A 25,996-nucleotide genomic window follows, 5' to 3' on the forward strand; every position below is an offset into this window, starting at 1 on the left:
AGCGGCAGATTTGACTGCTATCTTTCACCCTGCGGCGGATGCGGCAGCAGCCGAAACGCCAGCGCCGCCAACGCGAGCAGCACGGCGATGCTGGCCATCACTGCCAGGTAAGGGTCCGTCCCCCCGCGCTTGGCAAGGGACGCCACCAGCCCCGTGAGCCACTGCATGGCCGCCACACCCAGGAACATGGCCATGGTGAACACCGCCATGGCCCGCCCGGTGAGCGCCGCCGGGTAGGCCGCGCGCACGTCTGCGTACTGCAGCACGATGAAGCCCGACAGCAGCCCCACGGCCAGCATGCAGGCCACGTCCAGCAGGGCGGAGTGCGGCAGCACCATGGCCGCGAACAGGACCGCCATGGCCAGGGTGCAGGTCACGATCCAGCGGCGGCGCCGGGCGGGGCCGGGGTCGATGCGGCCGAACAGCATCGGCCCGCACAGCGCCACCACCGACAGGGCCAGCGCCACGTTGCCGCTTTGCACCAGCGAGAAACCGTGGCGCTCGATCAGCATGGGCCCCAGCCACAGGCCGCGCAGGGAGATGAGCGCCGCATAGGTCACCGCGCCCAGCACCACGATGCCCCAGGTGTGCGGCACGGTGAACAGCGCGGCGAAGCGCAGCACCGCCTCGCGCACGGACTCGCGCGGGGCCTCCTGCTGCGCCGGCGCGGCGACGGGCTCATGCACGCTGCGCCAGATCCACAGCCAAGCCGCCAGCGCCAGCGCCGCCAGCACCACGAAGCCCGCGCGCCAGGACCACTGCTGCACCAGCCAGGCCAGCGGCGTGCCGGTGAACAGCATGCCCAGCGTACCCAGCGCCATCGCCATGCCCGACATCGCCGCGAAGCGCTGCGGCGCGAAATGCCGTGCAATGAACACCGTGCACACCAGGAAGGCCGGCGCGCAGCCCACGCCGATCAGCGCCTGGCCCAGCAGCAGCGCGCCGTAGCCCGGCGCCAGCGCCGACAGCAGCGCCCCCGCGATACACAGCGGAAACGCCGCCAGGATCGTGCGGCGCACGCCATACAGGTCGATGCCGATGCCCATGAAGAGTTGCATGGCGCCAAAGGCGAAATGGAAGGTGCCCGCGAACACCCCCAGCGCTTGCGGCGACAGCCCGAAGTCCGCCTGCAGCGGCGCGGCCATGATGGCGGCCACGGTGCGAAAGGCCGAGCTCAACGCGAAGCCCGAGGTCAGCGCCACCAGCATCAGCAGGGCGGCGCGCGGCGCCATGGCGATGGGGGCGGGTGGAAGCGGCGCGGCGGAGGGGGCGTTGGGCATGGGGCCCGAGGCTACACCGGACGCGGCGCGCGTGCAGGCGCGTGCGCACCGGCCCGCGCTTACATGGCCTTGAACAGCGGCGCATACAGCCGGCTCACCGCCAGCCGCTCAGGCCGGCCCCGCAGCTGCAGATGCATCCGGCCCGCTTCGTCGCGCACGGCACTGGCGATGGCGGCGGCACGCACCAGCGTGCCCCGGTGCACCTGCCAGAAGTCGGCCGGATCGAGCTGCCCGGCCAGTTCCTTGAGTGGCGTGCGGATCAGGTATTCACGCTCGGCGGTGAGCACACGCACGTACTTGTCGGCCGCCTCAAAGTACACGACCTCCTGCACAGGCACGAGGTGGATCTGCGTGCCGCTGCTGGCCTGGATCATGCGCAGTGGCGCGCCGCCGCCCGCTGGGGGCCGCACCGATCCGCCCAGCCCTGGGGCCTGCGCCAAAGCGCGCAACTGGGTCAGCGCTTGCTCCAGCGCCGGCAGCGCGCCAGGGGCGCCGCGCTGTGCCAGCAGTTGCTGCAGCCGCTGCACCGTCTGGCGCAGCCGCGCGGGCTGCACGGGTTTGAGGAGGTAGCCCACCGCCTGGGCTTCAAAGGCCTGTACGGCGTATTGGTCGTAGGCGGTGACGAAGACCAGCGCGGGAAAGGCTGCGGAATCGGGCCAGGCATCGGCCAGCTCTGCTGCCGCCTCCAGGCCGCTCTGGCCGGGCATGCGGATGTCCAGCAGCAGTACGTCGGGGCGCAGCGCCAGCGCCTCACGCACGGCGCTCAGACCGTCGCCCACGCTCGCAGCGACCTCCAGCGCGGGCCAGGCTTGCTGCAGCTCATGGCGCAGGGCCGCGGCCAGCAGCGGCTCATCCTCGGCAATCAGGGCTCGGGGGAACGTCGAGTGCATGGTGCTTCAAGGGAAAAGTGATGATGCAGGCCGTGCCCTGTGCGCTAGCAGCTATCAATTCGAGAGTGCCAGCGTCGCCGTACAGAGTGGCGAGGCGCTCGCGCACCTGCTGCAGGCCAAAGCGCGCGGTGGTCGTGCCCGCGGTGCCCGTGGGTGGTGTGTCGTGCAGGCCCGCGCCGGTGTCACGCACGGCCAGCTGCACGCGCGCCGCCGGGGTGCCGCCCTGCAGCAGCGCGGCCTGTACGTGGATGTGCCCACCCTGCACCTGTGGCTCCAGGCCGTGGCGGATGGCGTTCTCTACCAGCGGCTGCAGCAGCAGGGGCGGGACGGGCACGTTGCGCAAAGCCTCGGGCAGTTCCAGGGTGTAGTCCAGGCGCGGGCCCATGCGCACGGCCATGAGGGCCAGGTAGTCCTGCAGCCGCGCGAACTCGTCGGCCAGTGGGTGCAGCGCGGCGCGCGATGCGCCCAGGGTGGCGCGCAGGTAGGCGATGAAGTGGTCCAGCATCTCCTCGGCGCGCGGCGGATCCGTGGCCACCAGCACGCGCAGGTTGGCCAGGGTGTTGAACATCATGTGCGGCTCCAGCTGCGTTTCCAGCAGCTTCAGGCGTGCCTCGGCCGCGTCACGCTGTACCTGGGCCACGCGCGCCTGCAGAAAGCGCGCCTTGCCACGGCTGTGGAAGAAAAACGAGATGGATGCGCTGGCAGCGATGGTGACGACCAGGGTGGACACGGCCTCGTGCCCGCGCAGCCAGGCCAGGTCGCCCAGTGCGCCGCCGTTGTACAGGTGTCCCACCACCGAGCCGGAGACAAAGCCCATGGCCGTGCCCGCAAAGATGAGTACCGCTCCCCATGGCCGCCGCGGCCACGGAATGGCGCTGTGGCGTGTGAGCGCCATGCGCCCCAGGTCCACCGTGAACCAGCTCACCAGGCCGATGGTGAGCGAATACACCAGGTTCGCATCCCAGGGCGTGGATCTCGCCAGTGTGACGCCCAGCGCCACCAGGCAGCAGAACGCCGCCGTGGTCAGCAGCCGGCAGAGGAAGGCGATGGGGTGGTTGACGCTCATGGAACAGGCGGGGTACGAGCCATTGTGCTGCAGGGCCGGCCCGTCATTGCGGTGCCGAGTCGTTGTGGCCGCTGCGCTCGCGTGCCAGCGCCGCCCGCTCGCGTGCGACAAGCGCTTCGCGCCAGTGGGCTCCGGGCAGGGCCAGCCACACGACCGCCCCATGCAGCAGCAGGCCCAGACCCCAACCGAGAGCGGGGTAGGGCGTCCAAGTCCGCCCCTGCATCAGCGCCAGGCCCGCCAGCGCCAGCTGAACGGTGAGGTAGACGCCCGCGTGCAACAGCCAGCCCAGCTTGGCACCCGCGCGCCGCCGGGCCAGGCGGTCGAGGGTATCCGGGTGGTTCGGGGAATGAAGAGAGTGATGCATGGCGCGTCTCCAGACGGGGTACTGCACCCCGTTGCCGTACTGTGCAAGGAGAGGGGGCCCACCAAACAGTGCATTGCGACGAACGGCAGCCGCGTGGCGCGGGCGGTTGCCTGGCGGGCGCGAGCGGAGCCGTTCTGGCGTATGGCCCGGCAGGACACAGGGCGTGACACCCGTGTCACGCCGCACGGGGCTGATAATCCGCGCTTTGCTTTTTCGCTGTCAGGACGCTTGCGTGGACACTCTCTTGCTGCTCAAGGCCGCCATCATGGGCGTGGTCGAAGGGCTGACCGAATTCCTCCCCATCTCTTCCACCGGCCACCTGATCCTGGCCGGGTCGCTGCTCGGGTTTGACGATGCCAAGGCCAAGGTCTTCGACATCGCCATCCAGACCGGCGCCATTTTCGCGGTCATTCTGGTCTATTGGCAGCGCATCCGCGCGACGCTGGTGGCGCTGCCCACCGAGCGGCAGGCGCGTCGTTTCGCCTTAAACGTGCTGATCGGCTTTCTTCCGGCCGTGCTGCTGGGTCTGTTGCTGGGCAAGGCCATCAAGGCGCATCTGTTCACGCCGGTGGTGGTGGCTAGCACCTTCATCCTGGGCGGCTTCGTCATCCTCTGGGCCGAGCGGCGCCAGCAGGCCGCCGTGCGCATCCATGCCGTGGACGACATGACGCCGCTGGACGCGCTGAAGGTTGGCCTGGTGCAGTGCCTGGCCATGGTGCCCGGCACCAGCCGCAGCGGTGCCACCATCATCGGCGGCATGCTGCTGGGGCTGTCGCGCAAGGCGGCCACCGACTATTCGTTCTTTCTCGCCATCCCCACGCTGATCGGCGCAGGCGTCTACAGCCTCTACAAGGAGCGCGCGCTGCTGTCGGCGGCCGACATTCCGCTGTTTGCCGTGGGACTGGTGTTTTCGTTCATCAGCGCCTGGCTGTGCGTGCGCTGGCTGCTGCGCTACATCAGCTCGCACAGCTTCGTGCCGTTCGCCTGGTATCGCATCGCGTTTGGCCTGGTGGTGCTGGTCACGGCATGGAGCGGCCTGGTGACCTGGGCCGAATAGCCGCGTCAGGACGACGCCAGCGCCAGGTCGCCCTTGTTGCGGCGCACGCAGAACTTGCCCTGCTGCTTGCCGCTGTACATGGCGGCGTCCGCCAGGCGGATGAGGGTGCAGGCGTCGCAGGCGTCGTCGGGCGCGAGTGCGTAGCCGATCGTCAACCCCACGCGGATCTCGACGCCCTGCACGTAAAACGGCTTCAGGAAGGATTCCAGCAGTGCGATCCCGAGATCGTGCGCCTGCATCACGCTGGGCAGCTGCTGCGCCATGACGACGAATTCGTCCCCGCCCACCCGTGCGATCAGGTCGGCGTGGCGCAACTGGGCGCGCAGCCGCTGCGCCACGGCCACCAGCAGCCGGTCGCCCACGGCGTGCCCATGCTGATCGTTGACGGGTTTGAAGCCGTCCAGGTCCAGCATAAATACGGCCAGCAGCCGGTCGGCTTGTGCGTGGGGCAGCGCGGCGCCCAGGGCTGCGTCCAGGCCGCGCCGGTTGGGCAGGCCGGTGAGGGGGTCGGTGCGGGCCAGCGACATGAGCGCGTCGCGCTCCCGGCTGGCGTCTTGCACTGCGTCACGCAGGCGTGCGTGGCGCAGGCCCAGCATGCGCATGAACAGCAGCATGTTGACCACGGCTGCGATCTGGAAGAGGTGCATGGGCCAGAACCGGGCGGGGAGCACCCCATGCACCAGCAGAGCGAGCGCGACGGCAGTGCCGATATAGGCCGGCCATGCGAGCAGCAGCGTGTGCCCCACGGGGTCGTTCTCGTGCATGCGCCGCGCGGCCACGGGCAGGCTGACCAACGCCGGCAGCGGCCCCAGAAGTGCCAGCGTGGCGAGGGTCGCGGGCGTGTTCAAAACGTTTGACAGGAACGCGGCGCAGAGCAGGACGGACAGCGCGGCTCCTCCCTGCATGGTGCGCAGAAATCGACCGGGCCGGTTGTCGCGCGCCAGCGAGTGCCCCATGAACAGGAAGGCGCCGATCACCGCAATGCAGACGAACAGCGGGCCGGCGTGCTGCTGCATCCAGGGGTGGTGCCCCCAGATGAACAGGCTGCCGATGCCAAAGAAGTGGATGGAAAACCCCGCGCTGCCCAGCACCAGCAGCGCGTAGTAGGCGAACACCTTTTCTCGTAGCGCAACGGCCTGCAGCAGACCGTAGATGAACAGGCACAGCGCCAGGCCCACGAACAGGCCCTGCAGCATCTGCTCGCGCAGCATGGGCGCAGCCATGTCTCGCCAGGTGCCGATGCGCAGCGGGACAATCATTCCGCCCAGCGTGCGCACGCGCACCAGCAGCTCGTAAGTGCGTTCGTGCTCCAGCGCCAGAACCACCGCGGGGGTGCGCCAATCCAGCGCGTGGGGGCTGGGCTGCTGCAGGTTGCCCAGGGCGTGATGCTGCAGCACCTCGCCGTCCGCCACCAGATAGACGTCGAGTTCGTTCAGCAGCGGGAAGTCCACATTGATAACCCAGGGCCCTGCGCGCGCCTGGGGGACCAGTGTCGCCTTCAGCCACACGGCATCCGGGCGCACGCCCAGTGAACCGCCGCGCGTCGCAGGTGCCGCGAACGCCGTGGGCGTGGCCAGCATCTCCTGCACCGTGCGTGCCAGCGTGGGGTCAGAGCGCATGCACAGGTGGGCCCACAGATCCACCGGGCCTCTGCCCGGCTCCAGCACCGTGGCTCTGCAGGCCTGTGCCGGGCCGGGGTGCAGCGCGCCGAGCAGGCACAGCATTCCGCCCAGCACCGCGCGCAGCCGCACGCCGCCAGGCAAGATTCCGCACCAGAGCAACAGCAAAAGCCGCATCGCACCCTCCGCAGGAGGTTCAAATGTATCACCGCGTAACGACTGCGGTGTGAGCGGATAGAGGGCAAGTCGCCGCGGGCTGCCGCGGGCTGTTGCGGACTGCGCGTGTCAGGAATCCGCGATGTGGGCCAGGTTCAGCAGCGCGGCTTCGATCGCCGCGGCCGTGGCGCGGGGCTGCTCCATGGGAAAGAGGTGACTGCCGTCCAGCATCGTCACGCGGCCCTGGGTGATGCGCTGGGTCATCGCCATGCCCACCTGGCGCATCTCGGCGGAATCGCGCCCGCCGATGAAGGCGGCCGGGCAGCGCAGCGGATGCGCGTGCAGCAGCCGGGCCAGGTTGTGGGGCAGGGTGTTGTAGATCTGGGTTTCCACCGCGCGGTCAAAGGCCAGCACGCGCTTGCCGTCCTGGTCCTGCAGGCCGTGTGTCACGTAGTCCCGCAGCACGCGCGGGTCCCAGTGGGCGAAGGCCTTCTTGCGGCGAAAGTGCTCCAGCGCCTCTTCAGTGCTGGCCCAGCTGTTGCGCCGCGCGCGGCTCACGCGTCCGGGCGAGACGGCGCCCACCACTTGCGTCTGCTTGGCCACCCCCAGGGCACTGGCGCGCCAGCCGCCGATGAGGGGCGAGTCGATCAGCACCACGCCCCGTGCCAGCTCGGGGTGGCGCGCTGCAGCCATCACGCTCAGGAAGCCCCCGAGCGAATGGCCCACCAGGAAGGCCTGTTCGCCGCTGCGTTGCTGCTGCTCGGCGGCAAAGTCCGCCAGGTGCTGCACCAGGTGGGGCCAGTTGTTGCTGACGGGGTATTTCTCGTCATGGCCATAGCGTTCGATGGCGCTGACGCGAAAGCCGCGCTCGCGCAGTTCATCGAACAGCACGCGGTAGGTGCCGGCGGGGAAACTGTTGGCGTGGGAGAAAACGATGCAGGCCATGGAACGGTTCACACGAGCTTGTCGCGCGGTGTGGTGATCTTCTTGATGGGCCGGCTGCGCAGGGGCTCCACGCGGATGGGCACTTCGGTCACGCCGCCGTTCCATGCCGGGTCCTCGATGCTGTCGAACACCTGGCGCAGCTTCTCGCCCCAGCTGTCGTGCAGCATGCGGAAGTAGGGGTTGTGCTCGTCGATGCACACGATCTTGTCGGTGGCGAGGCGCCCCTCCTCGTACACCACGAGGTCCAGCGGCAGGCCGACCGAGAGGTTGGACTTGAGCGTGCTGTCCATGGACACCAGCGCGCACTTGGCCGCCTCGCTCAGCGGCGTGTGGGGCGTGATCACGCGGTCCAGCACGGGCTTGCCGTACTTGGACTCGCCCACCTGGAAGTACGGCGTCTCGGCCGTGGCCTCGATGAAGTTGCCTGCCGAATACACCTGGAACAGGCGCATGCCCTCGCCCTTGATTTGGCCGCCCAGCAGCAGGGAGACGTTGAAGTCCACCCCCGCGCGCTGCAGTGCGGCGCCGTCGCGCTCGTACACGCGACGCACCGCCGCGCCCAGCACGCGCGCCACGTCGAACATGCTGGTGGCGTTCCACAGCGTGATGGGCGTGCTGTCGCCGGGCTCCTGGATCTGCTCGACCTGCAGGATTTCGCGCACCGACTGCGAGATGCTCAGGTTGCCGGCCGACAGCAGCACCATGAAGCGGTCACCAGCCTGCTCGTAGACCATCATCTTGCGAAAGGAACTGATCTGGTCCAGCCCGGCGTTGGTGCGCGAGTCGGACAGGAACACCAGGCCGGCGTTGAGCTTGATGGCGACGCAGTACGTCATGGGATGGGCAGTGAAGGCGAAGAGGGCGAGTGTAGGGCGCTTTGCCGGGCGGCCGTGTCGCGGCTGCGGCGCTGCGGCGGGCGCAGGGCGGGCATGCTCATGAGGTTTTGTTTGCTACCATAAACATAGCTGCTAGCGCTTTACTGGTAAGCGATAGAGCCTTATTTTATTCAAAACCGGGCGTGCTCAGCCGCTTGAGCTGGTAGAGCGCGTCCAGCGCCTCGCGGGGCGACAGCTGGTCCGGGTGGATCTGCGCCAGGGCGGACTCCACGGGGCTCACGGTCGCCACCTCGGGCGCGGGCGGCGGAGCGAACAGGTCCACCTGCAGCTCATCCTCGCCCGCGCGTTCTTCCAGTGCGGCGAGCGTGTGGCGCGCGTGGTGCAGCACGGCGGCGGGCACCCCCGCCAGCTTCGCCACCTGGATGCCGTAGCTGCGGCTGGCGGGGCCAGGCTGGATCTCGTGCAGGAAGACGATATCGTGGCCGGACTCGGTGGCGCCCACGTGCACGTTCACCGCGTGCGGGTGGCGCGCCGCCAGTTCGGTCAGCTCGAAGTAATGCGTGGCGAACAGCGTGAACGCGCGGGTCTTGTCATGCAGATGGGTGGCGATGCCGCTGGCCAGCGCCAACCCGTCGAAGGTGCTGGTGCCGCGGCCGATCTCGTCCATCAGCACCAGGCTGTGCGGCGTGGCGGCGTGCAGGATCTGCGCCGCCTCGGTCATCTCCAACATGAAGGTGGACTGGGCATTGGCCAGATCGTCGGCCGCGCCGATGCGGGTGTGGATCGCGTCGATGGGACCCAGCCGGCAGGCCGCGGCCGGCACGTGGCTGCCCATGCTCGCCAGCAGCACGATCAGGGCGACCTGCCGCATGTAGGTGGACTTACCGCCCATGTTGGGGCCGGTGATGATCTGCATGCGCGCGTTGGCGTGCAGGCGCGTGTGGTTGGGGATGAAGGCGCCGCTTGATGTTTCGGCCAGCCGGGCCTCCACCACGGGGTGGCGGCCCGCCTCGATGTCGATGCAGGGCTCGTTGACGAATTGCGGTGCGCACCAGTTGAGCGTGAGCGAGCGCTCGGCCAGCGTGCACAGCACGTCCAGCGTGGCCAGCGCCTGCGCCAGCCGCGTGAGCTGGGGCACATGCGGCTGCAGCTGGTCCAGCACCTGCTCGTACAGCCACTTCTCGCGTGCGAGGCCGCGTTCCTGGGCCGACAGTGCCTTGTCCTCGAAGGTCTTCAGCTCGGGCGTGATGAAGCGCTCGGCGTTCTTCAGTGTCTGGCGGCGGCGGTAGTCCTCGGGCACCTTGTCAGCGTGGCTGCTGGTGACCTCGATGTAGAAGCCATGCACCTTGTTGAACTGCACACGCAGGTTGGGGATGCCGGTGCGTGCCTTCTCGCGCGTCTCCAGATCGAGCAGGAAGTCGTCGCAGTTGTTCTGGATGCCGCGCAGCTCGTCCAGCTCGGCATCGAAGCCCGGCGCGATCACGCCGCCGTCGCGCACCAGGGCGGCGGGTTCCTCCAGGATGGCGGCACGCAGCAGCGCCGCGCAGTCGACGGGGGGCTGCAGGTGGCTGAAGATTTGGGCCAAAAACGGCTCTGGCGCTTGACTGTTGAGCGCGAGCAGCTCTGCTTTTTGTAGCGTCTTGCACAGCGCCACCAGCTCGCGCGGGCGCACCTGGCGCAGCGCGATGCGCGCGGTGATGCGCTCCACGTCGCTCACGCCGCGCAGTTCGCTGCGCAGGAGCTGCCACGGGCCCTGGCCGCTGCCGGCGCCGCGCAGCGCGGCCGTGGCCGCCAGGCGCTGGCGCGCGTCGCTGCGGTCGCGGCGCGGCTCCAGCAGCCAGGTCTTGAGCAGGCGGCTGCCCATGCCGGTCATGCAGGTGTCCAGCAGCGAGAACAGCGTGGGCGCGTCCTCGCCGCGCAGGGTCTTCACCAGCTCCAGGTTGCGCCGCGTGGCCAGGGGCAGGTGGATCAGCTCGTCGCTTTGCTGTACGCGCACGCCGTGCACATGGGTGAGTGCGCGGCCTTGCGTGTGCTCGGCGTACTGCAGCAGCGCGGCGGCGGCGGCATGGGCGTGGGGCAGGGCCTCGGCATTCCAGGCCTGCAGGCTGGCCGCGCCGAGGTGTTCCAGCAGCTTGCGCTCGCCCAGGGCACCATCGAACTGCCAGTCGGGCCGCAGGCTCATGGGGCAGGTGAACACGCCGCCCTGGCGCAACTGGGTCAGTTGTTCTTCAAAGCGCTGGGTGATGCCCGCGCTGTAGATCACCTCGCTGGGGGCAATGCGTGCGAGCCAGGTGCCCACGTCGGCCTGTGCACATTCGGCCAGCTGCACCACACCCTGGGTGACGGAGAGCCACGCCAGGCCGCAGCGCGCACGCGCGCCCTGGTGCACGGCCAGCAGCATGGACTCGCTCTTGTCGGACAACAGTTCGCTATCGGTGAGCGTGCCGGGGGTGACCACACGCACCACCTTGCGCTCCACGGGGCCCTTGGCGGCGCCCACTTCGCCCACCTGCTCGGCAATGGCGACCGACTCGCCCATCTTGATGAGGCGGCCCAGGTAGTTCTCCAGCGCATGGAAGGGCACGCCCGCCATGGTCACCGGCTGGCCGGCCGACTGGCCGCGTTGGGTGAGTGTGATGTCCAGCAGGCGAGCGGCCTTCTCGGCATCGGCGTAGAAAAGCTCGTAGAAGTCGCCCATGCGGTACAGCAGCAGCGTGTCGGGGTGCTGCGCCTTCAGGGCCAGGTACTGCGCCATCATCGGCGTGTGGTTCGAGAAGTCGGCCTCGTCGGGGCGCGGGGTGGGCGCGGGTTTCCCGGTCATCTGCGTGCGTGTTCCTTGGGTGCGAACGAAAGTGGCAAGGCGCGCGACGCGCCAGGATTGGTGCGGGCCCTAGGCCGGCTGCGGGCCGGGGCGGCCGTCTTCCACCACGAATCGGGCCAGAGTGTACGCGGCGCTGCCGGCATCCAGCGGGTCGCGCAGGGCGCGCAGCGTGGTGGTCCAGCGCGTGGGCGTGATGTCGCACAGGCCGTAGCCGCGCTCCTCACAGCGGGCCAGCAGTACATGGGGGTTGTGGCGGGCGATGGCATCCACCTTCTCCTGCGTGGTGCCGGCGCGCGAGGAGATCGAGGTGCCGCAGAACTCGCTGGCCAGGATGCGCGGCGCACCGTGGGCATGCGGCCCGTGTGGCGCCATCACGTTGCAAACATAGTTCTGGTGGATGTCTCCGCCCAGCAGCACCGTGTTGCGAGGCGGGTGCTGTGCCAGCGCCTGCAGCAGGCGGTCGCGTGCGGCGGGGTAGCCGTCCCAGCTGTCGGTGGACTGTAGGCCCGAGGGATAGCGGCGTGGCGAGAACAGGGTCTGCTGCGCCAGTACGCTCCAGCGCGTAGCTTGGTTGCGCGCATCGGCTGCCAGGCCCGCGTGTAGCCACTGCTCCTGTTCCCAGCCGAGGAAGCTGCGGTGGCTGTCCAGGATTTCGGGGCAGGCGTCGGGCCGCACCGCGCCGGTCGCGCCCTTGCCCGGCGTGCGGCAGGCCTGCAGGTCGCGGTACTGGCGTGTGTCCAGCATGTGCAGCCGCGCCAGGCGCCCCCAGTGCAGGCGGCGGTGGATCTGCAATTGATGGAAGCCGGAGCCGGCCAGCGTGGATGCGCGCAGCGGCATGTGTTCATAGAAGGCTTGCCACGCGGCGCTGCGCAGCGGCAGCCATTCGGCGCGCTCGCCCCGGCCCTGGCCAGCGGCGTAATCGTTCTGTACCTCGTGGTCGTCCCAGGTCACCGCCCACGGGGCGCAGGCGTGCGCAGCCTGCAGCGCGGGGTCGCTCTTGTGCAGGGCGTAGCGGTCACGGTAGTCCTGCAGGTTGCGAGGCAGGCGCAGCGCGTGCACGCGGGCCAGGCCCGTGGCGTCCTGCGGGCTGGGATATTCGTAGATGTAGTCGCCCAGGAACAGCACCAGGTCGGGCTGGTCCGCGCAGGCATGCCGCCAGGCCGCGTAATGGCCATGCTCCCACCGCTGGCAGGACGCGAACACCAGCCGCAGGCGCCCGGGCAGCGCATCCGGTGCGGGTGCGGTGCGGGTGCGGCCGACGGGGCTGGTGGCGTCACCCAGCATGAAGCGGTAGTGGTACCAGCGGTCGGGGCGCAGGCCGGCCACCTCCACATGCACGCTGTGGCCCAGTTCAGGCAGCGCCATCGCCGTGCCTTGCTGCACGATGTGGCGAAACTGCGCGTCGTCGGCCAGTTCCCAGCGTACGGTCAGGGTGCCGGCCCAGGGTGCGTGGGCGCCGGCCAGGTCCGCGGGCGGAAGCACGCGGGTCCAGAGGACCACGCCGTCGTGTACTGGGTCGCCACTGGCCACACCCAGGCCAAAGGGGTCGTGCCGCACGGCGGCCTGGGCCCAGGCCCAGCGGGGCAGTTGCGTGGCCATGCCGGCCCAGGCGGCCTGACGCAGCAGTGTGCGGCGCGAGATGTCAAGCGAAGGCGGGTGCACGGGACATCGCACAAGGGGGCCAGGCGTCAGGCAGCAACCACGCGGTTTTTGCCGGTGCGCTTGGCCAGGTACATGCCCTGGTCGGCGCGGCGGATTGCGTCGGCGCTGCCTTGTTCGCCCTCCACTTGGGCCACACCGGCGCTGAAGGTGATGAGCACCCGCTCCTGGTCTTTGAGGAAGTAGCGCGTGGTCAGCTCGCGTTGCAGGCGCTCCATGGCCTTCACGCCTTCCGCCAGTTCGGTGTCGGGCAGGATGATGACGAATTCCTCGCCGCCATAGCGCGCCAACTGGTCCTGCGGTCGCATCACCTCGCGGGTGACCTGCGCCAGATGCACCAGTGCCGCGTCGCCGGCGGTGTGGCCCAGGCGGTCATTGATGGACTTGAAGTTGTCCACGTCCAGCAGCGCCACGCACAGCGGCGCGTCCTGGCGGCGCGCACGCGCGATCTCGCGCTCCATGGCCTCGGCAAAGCCCTTGCGGTTGAGCGAGCCCGTCAACGGGTCGTGGCGCGCCTGGGCGCTCGCGCGGTCCAGCTCCTGGCGCAGGTGGTCGATTTCGGCGTGCTTGGCCTCGGTGCGCTCGCGTAGTTCCTGCAGTTCGCCGCGCGTCACCCGGCTGCTCAGCGCCATGGCGCGCGTGGCGGCCATGACTTCTTCCAGCAGCGGCATGATGTCCTGCAGTTGCGTGGCCTGGCTGATGCGCTCGGCGCAATCCTCCATCTTGGTGTTGTAGGCGCTGCTGGATTCATCCATCTGCGCCAGGCGCTCGATGAATGTGGCCAGCAGTTCGCGCATCTGCATCTGGGCGTGAACGGTGCGTTCCTTGGCCTCAGTCTGCTTGAAGATGACGTCCTTGAGGCGTCGCTGCACGTCGTCCAGCCGGCGCAGCGTGAGCGGCGGGGTGGAGGCCGCAAGCAGCGCCTCGGCCTGGCCGTGCAGCCACTCGTCGTCCATGCTCAGGGCGGCAATGTTCTCGAACACCAGGCGCAGCAGGCTGAGCAAGCTCAGCCGGATGGCGGCCTGGTCTTCCGCCGCGAAAGACAGGCGGTAGCTGAAGTTGCCGAGCATCAGCTCGGCGGTGGAGACGGGTGGGTCGGGCTCGCGCAGGAAGGTGCTCAATTGCGCAGCCAGCTCATGCACGCGGGCATCGTCCTCGCCCAGCGCCGGCAGGGTGTTGTCCACCAGCCGCGCCAGATTCTGCGCCAGTGTCAGCGGCAGGTGGTCAATCCGGGTGCTCGCGGGCTCGGGCGCAGCCACGGGCGAGAGTCCCAGGTTGGCGTATCCCACCAACACGTTTTGCAAAACGCCCCAGTCCTGCTGGGTGATGGCGGTTTCCAACAGGCCCAGCAACCGCTTCTGCGCCGGGGTCTGGCCGGGGATCACCCGCGAGATCTGCCGCAGCTGGGCGCTGGGAAACGCCGGCGCGCTGGTGGTGCCGGCCACTTCGTCATAGAGGGCCTGGTAGTGGTCGGGCGTGGGAGGAAGCCGGCGCGTGGCGAGTAGCTTGAGCGTCTCGCGGGCAATTTCAGAAGGGGATTTGGCGGAGGCCATCTGCAGGGACGCAGGAAGATGCAAACAGCCAAAAGTGTGACAGAGTGCAGCCCGCTTGGATAGCAGGCCGGGTCAAGCCATGTGTAAATCGTGTCAGTTGACCAGAACCAGTTTGCCGATCACCGCACGTGCGCCCATGTGGGCAAACGCGGCGGGTAGCTGTGACATGGGCATGGTTCGGTCGATGGCGGGCCTGATCTTGCCCTGCGCATACCACTGGAGCAGGGTGCCCATCATCGAAGCATTGGCCTGGGGCTCGCGCTTGGCGAATTCGCCCCAGAACACGCCGACGACAGAAGCACCCTTGAGCAGTGGCAGATTCAACGGCAATGAAGGGATGGGGCCCGATGCGAAGCCGACCACCAGATAGCGGCCTCGCCAGGCGATGGAGCGAAATGCGGGCTCTGCCAGTGCGCCGCCCACCGGGTCGTAGATGACGTCCGGTCCCCGCCCGTCGGTCAGTGACTTGGCGGCGTCGCGCAGGTCCTCCACGCTGTAATTGATCACGGCATCGGCGCCCAGCTTCAGGCACACGTCGCATTTTTCGTCCGTGGAGGCGGCTGCGATCACGCGCGCTCCCTTGGCCTTGGCGATCTGAATCGCGGCAGTGCCCACGCCGCCGGCCGCGCCCAGCACCAGCACGGTTTCGCCTGCCTGGAGCTGGCCCCGGTCCAGCAGGGCGTGGTAGGAGGTTGCATAGGTCATGATGAATGCCGCCGCATCCACATGGCCAAAGCCGTCCGGCAGGGGTATACAGCGTGCGGCCGGGGCGATGGTGTGCGTGGCGAAGCCACCCGTGCCGCTGAGGCAGGCCACGTTTTGACCCACCTGCAGATGGGTGACGCCGTCGCCCACGGCCTGCACGACGCCCGCGAACTCCGAGCCGGGCACGAAAGGCAGGGGTGGTTTGATCTGGTACTTGTTCTGCACTATCAGCAGGTCGGGAAAATTCAGGCTTGCCGCGCGGATCTCGACGAGGACCTCGCCCGCCTTGGGAGCCGGGTCGGGCAGTTCTGTCCAGGCCAGGGCCTCGACGCCGGTGGGGTTGGTGCAGAGCCAGGCGTGCATGAATGTCTCCTTGGTCGCTACGAATCTGTTGGGCGGGCATCATAGGGGCCGCCTCGGAGGCTGGGTTGTCCCTTGCGTGACCAGCGACAGCGTGTGTGCGCGCTCCTACAATGCCAGCCGTTCTGCCTTCCAGACCATGAAAATCCTCATCTCCAACGACGACGGCTACCAGGCGCCTGGCATCGTGGCGCTGCATGACGCCCTTAAGACCATTGCTGATGTGGAAGTGGTGGCTCCCGAACACAACAATAGCGCGAAGTCGAACGCCCTGACGCTGCATTCGCCGTTGTATGTGCAAACCGCGCACAACGGCTTTCGCTATGTCAATGGCACGCCCGCCGATTGTGTGCACATTGCGCTGACGGGCCTGCTGGGTTACCGGCCCGATCTGGTGGTCTCCGGCATCAACAACGGTGCCAACATGGGCGACGACACAATTTATTCCGGCACGGTGGGTGCTGCGATGGAAGGCTATCTTTTTGGGATCCCGTCCATCGCCTTTTCGCAGGTGGACAAGGGGTGGGGCGAGATCGAGTCGGCTGCGCGCAAGGCGCGCGAGATCGTTCAGCAGATGGATCGCCAAAACCTGGTCGGCGAAGCCCCCTGGCTGTTGAATGTCAACATTCCCAATATGCCGTATGACGCATTGCGGCCCTTGCGCATGTGCCGCCTGGGCCGGCGCCATGCGGCAGAGCGTGTCATTGAGCAGCAGAGCCCGCGTGGGGAACTGATGTACTGGATCGGTGGCGCTGGCGCCGCCAAGGACGCGGCGGAGGGCACCGATTTTCATGCCACGGCGCACGGCCATGTATCCGTCACGCCATTGAAGGTGGACCTGACCGATTACGACGGACTGGGGTATTGGGCGCAGACGGTGGCCCGTCTCGTACCAGCGCAGGCGTCCGGCGAGGTGGCTTGATGCAGCGGCGTCCAGGTTTTCCTGCGCGGATCGACTGGCGCCAACCCGGTGCACCCACCGCGGCGCCACCGGTAGGCGCGCGCCGCGAGGTGCAGCCGCCCACGCCGCACGGCGTAGGGCTGGACTCCGCTGCCGTGCGCGCACGCATGGTGCAGCGACTCGCAGCCTCGGGTATCTCGGCGGGGGCGGTTCTTCAGGCCATGGGAATGATTGAGCGGCATCGTTTTGTCGACACCGCCTTGGCCAACCAAGCCTATGAGGACACCAGTCTGCCCATCGGACTGGGTCAGACCATTTCCAAACCCAGCGTGGTAGCACGCATGATCGAATTGTTGCTAGGGGCCGAGTGCGCGCGCGGAAATGGAATGGGCCGGGTGCTGGAGATCGGCACTGGCTGCGGCTATCAGGCAGCGGTGCTGTCGCGCGTCTCGCGCGAGGTGTATACCGTTGAACGCTTGCGCGCGTTGCATGAAAAGGCGCGAGACCACTTGCGCCCGCTGCGCCTGGCCAATGTGCACCTGATCCTGGGCGACGGAATGTTGGGTTACCCCAGCGGCGCGCCCTATGCGGGCATCATTGCCGCGGCGGGGGGCGATAGCCTTCCCGCCGCGTGGTGCGAGCAACTTGCCGTGGGTGGCCGGCTGGTCGCCCCACTGGCGGGCGCCGACGGCCAGCAGATGCTGCTGGTCGTTGATAAAACTGCGCAAGGCTTGAAGCAGGGCATTCTGGAAGCCGTGCATTTCGTCCCCCTAAAATCGGGGATCGCCTGAAGGATTTGCTTATGTTGGTATCGCGTAGTCTTGTGGTTTGGGGAGTTGCCGTGCTGGCTGGCGGTTTGCTGGCGGGGTGCAGCACCCCGATCAACAGGGCTCCCGTGGAAGATCGCGGCACCTTTGCCGCGAGCAGCGGCACGACGGGGCCCGCCGGGGCCGTGCCTGAGGTCAAGCCCTTGCCTGGTGCTGAAAACGCGGGCAAGCCTGGCTACTACACCGTGAAGCCAGGCGACACGCTGATTCGCATTGGCCTGGAAAACGGGCAAAGTTGGAAAGACATCGCGCGCTGGAACAATCTGGAAAACGCCAACCTGATCGAGGTGGGCCAGGTGCTGCGTGTGGTGCCCCCGGCTGCGGCTGCGGCGACTGCGGTGGCATCTGACACCGGTGTGGTCACCCGCCCCGTCACGTCTTCGCCCTTGGCTGCAGCATCGGCTGCGAGTGCACCCAAGCCGTCGGCATCGGCGGCGTCTACACCGGCCGCGGTGGCGCCGGCAGCGGCACCCAGCGCGCCGGCGGTGGCTACCGCGCCGGCCGCTACCGCTGCAACGGATGACGTCAACTTCATCTGGCCCTCGTCGGGCAGCCTGTTGGCGGGATTCGACGAGGTGCGTAACAAGGGCTACGACATCGGCGGCAAGGCAGGCGATCCGGTGCTCGCCGCTGCCGATGGGCGTGTGGTGTACGCCGGTGCTGGGCTTCGCGGCTATGGCAACCTGGTGATCTTGAAACACAACAACACTTATCTCACGGCCTATGCGCACAACCAGACGCTGCTGGTGAAGGAAGACCAGAACGTGCGCCGCGGCCAGAAGATTGCCGAGATGGGAAGCACCGACGCGGATCGTGTGAAACTGCATTTCGAAATCCGGCGCCAGGGCAAGCCCGTGGACCCCGCCCGGTACCTCCCCTCCCGTTGAGCGCGCCGGCTTCCATGGGAGAGGCGTCCTGGCTGGAGGATGCTGATCCAGCAGAGACAGGTGGGAGTCAGGCGGACGAGTTTGAGGCGGAACTGCGGGAGGTCGTCGTGGGCGCCGAGCAGCATGCTCAGCGGCTGGACAAGGCACTCGCGGAACTGGTCCCAGAGTTTTCCCGCAGTTATCTGCAGCAGTTGCTGCTCCAGGGCTGCGTACGCCTGAATGGGCGGGAGGTACAGAAGCCCGCGTCGAGGGTCAAGGCCGGGGACCGCATAGCGGTCGAGATGCGCCCTACGCAGCAGAGCCAGGCTTTTCGGCCCGAGCAATGGCCATTGGATGTGGTGTATGAGGATGAGCACATCCTCGTGATTCACAAGCCTGCGGGGCTGGTGGTGCATCCCGCGCCCGGCAATTGGAGCGGCACGTTGCTGAACGCCTTGCTTGGCCGGGATGCGCAGGCGATGCAGGTGCCGCGTGCGGGCATCGTCCATCGACTGGACAAGGACACCAGTGGCCTCATGGTCGTTGCGCGCAGCCGGTCGGCCATGGATGCACTCGTCCGCATGATCGCTGCGCGCGAGGTCAGCCGCCAGTATGTGGCGCTGGGGTGGGGTGGCTGGACGGGGGCCGCACATCGATCGGTGCATGCCCCGATCGGTCGTGACCCGCGCAATCGCCTGCGGATGGCGGTGGTCGATTTAGCACAGCATCCAGGCAAGGAAGCCCGCACCGATTTCGACCTGATAGATGCCAACGAGGAGGTGTGCCTCGTGCGTTGCACGCTGCACACGGGGCGAACGCACCAGATCCGCGTGCATATGGCATCCATACGTCATCCCTTGGTGGCAGATGTACTGTACGGCGGCGCGATGGCCGGGCCCATGCATCGACAGGCGCTGCATGCATTCCGGCTGGCGTTTGTACACCCGGTCACTGGCGCTCCCCTGGAGTTCCACGCGCCGCTGCCGGAAGACATGACGCAGGCGCTGGATTTTTGGGGGCTGCGCTACAATCGCCCCTGACGGCTGTTCTGCCGTGAACCGCCGGTCAGCACGAGCTACCGGCCCCGTGAAGGCGCATTGCCACGCTCTGCTTTCTGCGCCGCAATATCTCCAACCCAAGGCGCAGCCTCCCGTTTGATGCGAGGCTGCCTTTCCAGGGACTGTTGGACCATGAATTCGGTGGACGCCAAACGGGTTCTTGAAACCGCGTTGATCTGTGCCCCGCAGCCTGTATCGATCCGTGACTTGCGGACATTGTTCGATGACGCGCTGGGTTCCGATACAGTAAAGATGCTGCTGCTGGAACTGCAGCAGGACTGGGCCTTGCGAGGGGTGGAGTTGGTACAAGTGGCCACAGGTTGGCGTTTCCAGAGCCGGCCCGAGATGCGTGAATTTCTGGACCGGCTGCATCCTGAAAAGCCGCCCCGCTACACGCGAGCGACGCTGGAGACGCTGGCCATCATTGCGTACCGGCAGCCCGTGACCCGCGGGGACATCGAAGACATCCGTGGGGTGACGGTCAACAGCCTCATCATCAAACAACTGGAGGACCGCGGCTGGGTGGAGGTCATTGGCCACCGCGAGACAGTGGGCCGGCCTGCGTTGTTTGCTACCACACGGCAGTTCCTGGACGATTTAGGACTGCAATCACTGGATCAACTGCCTACGCTCGAAGACCCCGGCGTGCAGGTCAGCATGTTTGAAGCGCTGGGCGCCATTCAGGGGGCACCGCAGAGCGAAGACACTGCAGGGGTACCTGAGGACGGCGTGCAGGTGCCGGCCGTAGACGAAGTAGATATTGAAGATGCCCCTGATCTGGTAGTGGGCGCGACACACAGTGGTGCCGAAGAGGGGCCACGGGACATTGACATATGAATGATGAATCTCACAAGGATCCGGACTCCATGGCGGGTCACTCGCCTTTGCCCGCATCGGAGGCTGCTGCGCCGCGCGGGCCCCGCAAGCGCAAGTCTGCGGAAGGCGCGCTTCAGGAGAATGTGGCAGTGCCGCAACTGAGCGCTGACGGTGCCCAATCGGACGTGAAGATGCAAGAAGTGCATGAGCAAGGCGCAGCTGTTGAGGTGCCACGACAGCCCAGCGGCCATGCCGCCAAGCGCGCGCCGAAGGGCGATGGCTATCAGTTTGCCGACGTGGTGTCGGGTCAGTTCGACGAGGATGAAGCCAACGCCGAGCTCGCCCCCGCCAAGCGGGTGCTGCTTCCCCAGCCAGAAACCCCCAAACTTCACAAGGTGCTTGCCCAGGCGGGCATGGGGTCTCGGCTGGAAATGGAGCAGCTCATCCTGGAAGGGCGTATTTCCGTCAACAACGAGCCGGCCCATATCGGACAGCGCGTGCAGTTTGGGGACCAGATAAAGGTCAACGGCAAACCCATCCGCTTCCGTATTGCACCACCGCCGGTACGCGTGATTGCATACCACAAGCCGGTGGGCGAAGTGGTTACGCATGACGATCCGCAAAACCGCCCCACGGTGTTTCGCAAACTACCCCGGCTGCAGCAGGGCAAATGGCAATCCGTCGGGCGTCTGGACCTGAATACCGAAGGTTTGTTGCTATTTACCAGTTCGGGGGAGCTTGCGAACAAGTTGATGCACCCCCGCTTCGGGCTGGAGCGTGAATATGCGGCCCGCGTGCTGGGTGCGTTGAGCACCGAGGAAAAGCAGCGCTTGCTGGAAGGCGTGCCGCTGGAGGATGGCATGGCTTCCTTTGGCTCCGTGGAAGACGGCGGCGGCGAGGGCGCCAACTGTTGGTACCGGGTCACCATCTCTGAAGGCCGTAACCGCGAGGTCCGCCGTATGTTCGAGGCGGTAGGACATGCGGTGAGCCGGCTGATTCGGATTCGCTATGGGGCCATGATGCTGCCGCGCGGGCTCAAGCGCGGGGCGTGGCTGGAGCTTGATGAGCGCGACATTCGTGCCCTGATGCAGGCGGCAGGGGCAACGCTGGATGGTGGTGGTGCGCGCCCCACTAGTGGCCAGGGCAGGGGCGGCCGCAAAGGCGATCGTCGATCCGCGGGGCCCGGCAAGGCATCTGGCAGTGGGCGTGACAAGACAGGGGGGCGTGCGGGGCGATCGCCCTCACCGAATGCCCAGCCGGACCCGATGAAGACGTCGCTTGGCTATATCGGGGCCGACAGTTTCTCGCGCCATCGCCAACAGCAACGCAACAACGGGCCGCGCCGCGGCGGCCGTTAGGGGATTGGCGTAAAGCTAAAATTGATGGTTTGCCTTCAGGGCAAAAATACCGCAACACCTCACTAGGAAAATCAACATGGCTATCGAACGCACCCTTTCCATCATCAAGCCGGACGCAGTTGCCAAGAACGTGATCGGTCAGATCTATGCGCGCTTTGAAGCCGCGGGCCTGAAGATTGTCGCTGCGCGCATGATCCACCTGTCGCGCGCCGAAGCCGAGCAGTTCTACGCAGTGCACAAGGAGCGCCCCTTCTTCAAGGATCTGGTGGACTTCATGATTTCCGGCCCCGTGATGGTGCAGGCCCTGGAGGGTGAGAACGCCGTCCTGAAGAACCGCGAACTCATGGGCGCGACCGACCCCAAGAAGGCGGCGCCCGGCACGATCCGCGCCGACTTCGCGGACAGCATCGACGCCAATGCGGTGCACGGCTCCGACGCTGCCGAAACCGCCCAGGTGGAAGTGGCCTTCTTCTTCCCTGGCCTGAACATCTACTCGCGCTAATGCAGTGGCTCCGCGTGCCGGGCGGTCCTGGTTTGGCCGCCCCCGCGCGGATGCGCTATGTGGGCGTGGACATCCGTGAACGTTATGACCACGAACCTTCTGGATTTTGACCTGGACGGCCTGGCTGCTTTTTGCGAGCGGCTGGGAGAAAAACGTTTTCGGGCCACGCAACTGTTTCGCTGGATCCACCAGCGCGGTGCCAGCGATTTTGACCAGATGAGCGACCTGGCGAAATCGTTGCGCGAGAAGCTCAGGGGCTGCGCCCATGTGGCAGGGCTGCAAGCCATCAGCGAACATGTCTCTGCGGACGGCACGGTGAAGTGGCTGTTCGACGTGGGTGACGGCAACGCCGTGGAGACAGTCTTTATTCCTGAGGACGATCGCGGCACCTTGTGCATCTCCTCGCAGGCTGGATGCGCCGTAGGCTGCCGTTTTTGCTCCACCGGTCACCAGGGGTTCAGCCGTAATCTCACTACTGGCGAAATCCTGGCCCAGCTCTGGTATGCCGAGCACGCACTACGGCAGCGCCGCGGTGACGGCGAACGCGTGATTTCCAACGTGGTGATGATGGGAATGGGCGAGCCGCTGCAGAACTATGCTGCACTGGTGCCTGCGCTGCGTGTCATGCTCGATGACCATGGTTACGGCTTGTCGCGGCGTCGCGTAACCGTGTCTACCTCAGGCGTCGTGCCCATGATGGACCGCCTGGCGCAGGATTGTCCTGTGGCGCTCGCTGTTTCGCTGCATGCTCCCAATGACGTGTTGCGCGACAACCTCGTTCCCCTGAACCGCAAGTACCCGCTGCATGAACTCCTGGCGGCGTGTCGGCGTTACTTGGACCACGCACCGCGGGACTTCATCACTTTTGAATACTGCATGCTGGAAGGCGTGAACGATCAGCCAGAGCATGCGCGACAGTTGATTGACCTGGTGGGCCGCAAGGCGGCCGACGGCGGGGTGTCGTGCAAGTTCAATCTCATCCCCTTCAACCCGTTCCCGGCTTCCGGTCTGCGCCGATCTCCCCCGGCGGCTGTGACGGCTTTCGCACAATTGTTGAGTGACGCGGGTATCGTCACGACCGTTCGCAAGACGCGCGGTGACGATATTGATGCGGCATGCGGACAACTGGCTGGCGATGTGAAGGACCGAACACGGGTCAATGAACGCATGGCCAAGCTCAGGACCATCGAGATCAAGCCGGTCATCTGACGGCGTGGCGCAACAATTACGGGAGGCTTTCATGGCGAAGTGGCGGATCAATCATGGCGGGTGGCAGGCGATGGCGGCGATCGGCATTGCCGTTGTCGTCTCGGGCCTTGCCGGTTGTGCCCACCAAGGGGCGTCCGATGCCAATGGTGCCGTGGCGGAATCCGCGTCCGGCGGCGGCGAAGCCGACGTGCGTCGCCGTGCACGTATCCGGCTGGAGCTGGCTGCGAACTACCTGCAAATGGGGCAGACCACCGTGGCCATGGAGGAGGTGCGGCAGGCGATCACGACCGATCCCACGTATGCCGACGCCTACCACCTTCGCGGCTTGATATACATGAATATGGGCGACCTGGCGCTCGCGGAAGACAGCCTCAAGCGCGCCCAAGGCATGAAGCCTTCCGATCCAGACATCATGCACAACTATGGCTGGCTGCAGTGCCAGCGCCAGCAGTACGACGTCGCCAATCAGATGTTCGAGCGGGCGCTTGCCGTGCCGAGTTACAAGGCACGCAGCAAGACGCTGATGTCCCAGGGCCTGTGCTACCAGCGGGCGGGGCGTCTTGCAGAGGCCGAACAAGCGCTGAAGCAGGCCTATGAGATTGATGCGGGCAACCCGGCGGTGGGGTACCACTTGGCGGCCGTGCTGTTTGCGCGGGGCGAGGCCAAGCGGGCGCAGTTTTATGTCCGTCGCGTGAACAATGGCGAGTATGCCAATGCCGAGTCTCTGTGGTTGGGCGTGAAGATCGAACGCGTGCTCAAGGAGTTCGTGGCCATGCGCCAGTTGGGTGATCAATTGCGCAAGCGCTTCCCCAACGCAAAAGAAACCCTGGCATTCGAACGAGGGGCCTTCGATGAGTGAGCCCATGGGCGCCGCTGGGGGGATTGATCATCGGATGCAGGATCACGGAACTGAACCGGCGGGCGGCGTTACCGCGGGGCAGTTGCTGAGGCAACTGCGCGAATCTGCAGGGGTCCATGTTGATGTGCTGGCCGGAACGCTGAAGGTGCCCGCGAACAAACTGCATGCGCTGGAAGCGGACCAATACGACGCATTTCCCGACGCCGTCTTCATGCGGGCGTTGGCGTCGGGCGTCTGCCGGACCTTGAAGGCCGATGCTGCGCCGGTGCTCGCATTGCTGCCCCAGAGCGGCCCCGTGCAGCTTGTGGTGGACAAGGGACTCAACGCGTCGTTCAAAGACCCTGGTCACCGGTTCATCAAGGGGGGAACGCTGGAGCGACCCAGATCGCGCATGATGGGCGTGACGGTTGCCGCGCTGTTGGCCGCCGCGGTGGCCATCGCCTTTCTCCCGAAGGGCAACGACAGTTTGCCGGTCGCCAGCAGTCCGGAGGCGGTAACACCGCCACAGCGCGCGCTCGAAGCCACGCAACTGGACCCGGTGACTGCTGCGGTGCCCTCAGAGTCCGTTGCCTCAGGGGGACAGGCCACTGTGCGGGCAGAGCCATCTTCTGCTGCGGTGGCCTCAGCGGCCCTCGCCGCATCGGCCCCCGCTGCGGCGGTGGAGCCGGCCCCATCCCAAGGCGGGACCAACGAGGCCGGAGTTGACGCCAAGGGCACCGAGGCTTCGGGCGTGCTGGTCATTCGCGCCCGGGGAGAATCCTGGATCCAGGTGCGCAACGCCGCGGGCGGCGTAGTGCTGCAGAAGATCCTGGCTGCGGGCGAGAGTGTTTCCGCGGCGGGCAGCCCTCCCTGGTCGGTCGTCATTGGCAAGGCGGATGCCACGGAGGTGGTTGTGCGCGGCCAGCCCATGGATCTGAATGCGATTGCGCGCGAGAACGTTGCGCGTTTCGAGGTGAAGTAAATGAATATCTCCGGCACAGCCGCACCGATCGCTATGGCACAGCCCCAGGCACGCCGCTCGCGGCAGGCACGCATCGTCTGGGGCAGCCGGGTGGTCACGGTGGGTGGCGGCGCACCGGTGCGGGTGCAGTCCATGACCAACACCGACACGGTGGATGCGATCGGCACGGCCATCCAGATCAAGGAACTGGCGCAAGCGGGCTCTGAGTTCGTTCGCATCACGGTGAACACGCCGGAGGCCGCAGCGGCCGTGCCCTACATCCGTGAGCAGCTGGACCGCATGGGCGAGACGGTGCCGCTGGTGGGCGACTTTCACTACAACGGCCACCGCCTGCTGACGGAATTTCCCGACTGCGCACAGGCATTGTCCAAGTACCGCATCAACCCGGGCAACGTGGGCAAGGGCGACAAGAAGGACAAGCAGTTCGGCCAGATGATCGAGGCCGCGGTGCGCTGGGACAAGGCCGTGCGCATCGGCGTGAACTGGGGCAGCCTGGACCAGGAGTTGCTGGCCGAGCTGATGGATGCGAACAGCCGCCGCGCCCAGCCGTGGGATGCGCGCCAGGTCATGTACGAGGCGCTGATCACCTCCGCCATCGAATCGGCGAAACGTGCCGAGGAATTGGGCCTGAGCGGCGACCAGATCATCCTTTCGTGCAAGGTCAGCGGTGTGCAGGATCTGATCTCGGTGTACCGCGAACTCGCGCGCCGCTGCGACTATGCGCTGCACCTGGGTCTGACCGAGGCGGGCATGGGTACCAAGGGTATCGTGGCGTCGACCACCGCGCTTTCGATCCTGCTGCAGGAAGGCATTGGCGACACTATCCGTGTGTCGCTGACTCCGCAGCCCGGCGAGGCGCGCACCCAGGAGGTGGTGGTGGCCTCCGAGATCCTCCAATCGCTGGGGCTGCGCGCGTTCGTGCCCAGCGTGACTGCTTGCCCGGGCTGCGGCCGTACCACCAGCACCACATTCCAGGAGCTGGCCAAGCAGATCGACGATTACCTGCGTGCGCAGATGCCCGTATGGCGGCTGCGCTATCCCGGCGTGGAAAAACTCAAGGTGGCCGTGATGGGCTGCATCGTCAACGGCCCGGGCGAGAGCAAACATGCCGACATCGGCATCAGCCTTCCCGGCACGGGCGAGGCGCCCGCCGCCCCGGTGTTCATCGACGGCGAAAAGGCCATGACCCTGCGGGGCGAGGGCATCGCGCGAGAGTTCCAGGATATCGTTGAAGGCTACATTGCCCGGCGTTTCGGCAACGGCGCAGGCACACAGTGAAGTGTGCGCAAGTTTGCTATAAATATTATAGCTTATAGCGCTTGATGGAT

23 protein-coding genes are annotated in these 25,996 nt (G+C 66.8%); 12 read left to right on the plus strand and 11 right to left on the minus strand.

Annotated features, from left to right (window positions below; translation table 11 throughout):
• Positions 1-17: 17 nt before the first annotated feature.
• From DTPSY_RS05315 to DTPSY_RS05330, 4 genes are read right to left on the minus strand one after another with little or no spacing between them, the layout of a single operon-like run.
• Positions 18-1,280, minus strand: coding sequence for an MFS transporter (locus DTPSY_RS05315; RefSeq protein WP_015912768.1), 1,263 nt, complete (start codon positions 1,278-1,280; stop codon positions 18-20).
• Positions 1,281-1,339: 59 nt separating this feature from the next.
• The gene (locus DTPSY_RS05320; RefSeq protein ID WP_015912769.1) at positions 1,340-2,170 is read right to left on the minus strand and encodes a LytR/AlgR family response regulator transcription factor; all 831 of its coding nucleotides are present in this window, start codon (positions 2,168-2,170) and stop codon (positions 1,340-1,342) included.
• Complete coding sequence (locus DTPSY_RS05325) at positions 2,130-3,236, minus strand: sensor histidine kinase (protein ID WP_015912770.1); 1,107 nt, start codon at positions 3,234-3,236, stop codon at positions 2,130-2,132. Before DTPSY_RS05325 ends, DTPSY_RS05320 begins: the two co-directional genes overlap by 41 nt.
• Positions 3,237-3,279: 43 nt before the next feature.
• Positions 3,280-3,600, minus strand: a complete 321-nt coding sequence (locus tag DTPSY_RS05330) for a 2TM domain-containing protein (protein ID WP_015912771.1) — start codon at positions 3,598-3,600, stop codon at positions 3,280-3,282.
• Between the two features lie 232 nt (positions 3,601-3,832).
• On the opposite strand from DTPSY_RS05330, the gene DTPSY_RS05335 reads away from it, so the two are divergent.
• Positions 3,833-4,657, plus strand: a complete 825-nt coding sequence (locus DTPSY_RS05335) for an undecaprenyl-diphosphate phosphatase (protein WP_015912772.1) — start codon at positions 3,833-3,835, stop codon at positions 4,655-4,657.
• Positions 4,658-4,662: 5 nt separating this feature from the next.
• Here DTPSY_RS05335 and DTPSY_RS05340 read toward each other — a convergent pair whose 3' ends face one another.
• The 7 genes from DTPSY_RS05340 to DTPSY_RS05370 form a co-directional block, all read right to left on the minus strand.
• Entirely contained in the window at positions 4,663-6,453 is a 1,791-nt protein-coding gene (locus DTPSY_RS05340) for a diguanylate cyclase (RefSeq protein ID WP_015912773.1), read from the minus strand.
• A gap of 108 nt (positions 6,454-6,561) precedes the next feature.
• Positions 6,562-7,377: an alpha/beta fold hydrolase gene (locus DTPSY_RS05345; protein WP_015912774.1), complete on the minus strand. Its 816-nt coding sequence runs from the start codon at positions 7,375-7,377 to the stop codon at positions 6,562-6,564.
• Between the two features lie 8 nt (positions 7,378-7,385).
• Positions 7,386-8,213 carry a proteasome-type protease gene (locus tag DTPSY_RS05350; protein WP_015912775.1) on the minus strand — a complete coding sequence of 276 codons (828 nt, stop codon included), beginning with the start codon at positions 8,211-8,213 and terminating at the stop codon, positions 7,386-7,388.
• A 166-nt stretch (positions 8,214-8,379) separates the two neighbouring features.
• A complete protein-coding gene (gene mutS / locus DTPSY_RS05355; protein WP_015912776.1) occupies positions 8,380-11,034 on the minus strand; it encodes a DNA mismatch repair protein MutS in 2,655 nt (884 codons plus the stop codon).
• A gap of 69 nt (positions 11,035-11,103) precedes the next feature.
• The gene (locus DTPSY_RS05360; protein WP_015912777.1) at positions 11,104-12,708 is read right to left on the minus strand and encodes an alkaline phosphatase D family protein; all 1,605 of its coding nucleotides are present in this window, start codon (positions 12,706-12,708) and stop codon (positions 11,104-11,106) included.
• A 14-nt stretch (positions 12,709-12,722) separates the two neighbouring features.
• Entirely contained in the window at positions 12,723-14,246 is a 1,524-nt protein-coding gene (locus DTPSY_RS05365; protein WP_015912778.1) for a GGDEF domain-containing protein, read from the minus strand.
• Between the two features lie 93 nt (positions 14,247-14,339).
• Complete coding sequence (locus DTPSY_RS05370) at positions 14,340-15,314, minus strand: NADPH:quinone oxidoreductase family protein (RefSeq protein WP_015912779.1); 975 nt, start codon at positions 15,312-15,314, stop codon at positions 14,340-14,342.
• A gap of 136 nt (positions 15,315-15,450) precedes the next feature.
• Between DTPSY_RS05370 and surE the strand changes: the two genes are divergently transcribed.
• The 11 genes from surE to ispG all read left to right on the plus strand — a co-directional run bounded on the left by surE (position 15,451) and on the right by ispG (position 25,946).
• Complete coding sequence (surE, locus tag DTPSY_RS05375) at positions 15,451-16,233, plus strand: 5'/3'-nucleotidase SurE (RefSeq protein ID WP_015912780.1); 783 nt, start codon at positions 15,451-15,453, stop codon at positions 16,231-16,233.
• A complete protein-coding gene (locus tag DTPSY_RS05380; protein ID WP_015912781.1) occupies positions 16,233-17,003 on the plus strand; it encodes a protein-L-isoaspartate(D-aspartate) O-methyltransferase in 771 nt (256 codons plus the stop codon). The genes surE and DTPSY_RS05380 overlap by 1 nt, the downstream gene beginning before the upstream one ends.
• An 11-nt stretch (positions 17,004-17,014) precedes the next feature.
• On the plus strand, positions 17,015-17,926 hold the full coding sequence (locus tag DTPSY_RS05385; RefSeq protein ID WP_015912782.1) for a peptidoglycan DD-metalloendopeptidase family protein: 912 nt from the start codon (positions 17,015-17,017) through the stop codon (positions 17,924-17,926).
• A gap of 14 nt (positions 17,927-17,940) precedes the next feature.
• Positions 17,941-18,945: an RluA family pseudouridine synthase gene (locus tag DTPSY_RS05390; protein WP_015912783.1), complete on the plus strand. Its 1,005-nt coding sequence runs from the start codon at positions 17,941-17,943 to the stop codon at positions 18,943-18,945.
• A gap of 150 nt (positions 18,946-19,095) precedes the next feature.
• Complete coding sequence (gene scpB, locus DTPSY_RS05395; RefSeq protein WP_015912784.1) at positions 19,096-19,800, plus strand: SMC-Scp complex subunit ScpB; 705 nt, start codon at positions 19,096-19,098, stop codon at positions 19,798-19,800.
• Positions 19,797-21,137 (plus strand): pseudouridine synthase, encoded by a 1,341-nt coding sequence (locus tag DTPSY_RS05400; RefSeq protein ID WP_049760598.1) that lies wholly within the window; start codon positions 19,797-19,799, stop codon positions 21,135-21,137. Before scpB ends, DTPSY_RS05400 begins: the two co-directional genes overlap by 4 nt.
• Before the next feature lie 76 nt (positions 21,138-21,213).
• Positions 21,214-21,639, plus strand: coding sequence for a nucleoside-diphosphate kinase (gene ndk, locus DTPSY_RS05405; protein ID WP_015912786.1), 426 nt, complete (start codon positions 21,214-21,216; stop codon positions 21,637-21,639).
• An 84-nt stretch (positions 21,640-21,723) separates the two neighbouring features.
• Positions 21,724-22,848, plus strand: coding sequence for a dual-specificity RNA methyltransferase RlmN (gene rlmN, locus DTPSY_RS05410; RefSeq protein ID WP_011804599.1), 1,125 nt, complete (start codon positions 21,724-21,726; stop codon positions 22,846-22,848).
• Between the two features lie 31 nt (positions 22,849-22,879).
• The gene (pilW, locus tag DTPSY_RS05415; protein WP_015912788.1) at positions 22,880-23,707 is read left to right on the plus strand and encodes a type IV pilus biogenesis/stability protein PilW; all 828 of its coding nucleotides are present in this window, start codon (positions 22,880-22,882) and stop codon (positions 23,705-23,707) included.
• Positions 23,700-24,668 (plus strand): helix-turn-helix domain-containing protein, encoded by a 969-nt coding sequence (locus DTPSY_RS05420; RefSeq protein WP_015912789.1) that lies wholly within the window; start codon positions 23,700-23,702, stop codon positions 24,666-24,668. The genes pilW and DTPSY_RS05420 overlap by 8 nt, the downstream gene beginning before the upstream one ends.
• Positions 24,669-25,946: a flavodoxin-dependent (E)-4-hydroxy-3-methylbut-2-enyl-diphosphate synthase gene (gene ispG / locus DTPSY_RS05425; protein WP_015912790.1), complete on the plus strand. Its 1,278-nt coding sequence runs from the start codon at positions 24,669-24,671 to the stop codon at positions 25,944-25,946.
• The last annotated feature ends 50 nt before the right edge of the window (positions 25,947-25,996 follow it).

Source organism: [Acidovorax] ebreus TPSY (assembly GCF_000022305.1).
Taxonomy (GTDB): domain Bacteria; phylum Pseudomonadota; class Gammaproteobacteria; order Burkholderiales; family Burkholderiaceae_C; genus Diaphorobacter; species Diaphorobacter nitroreducens.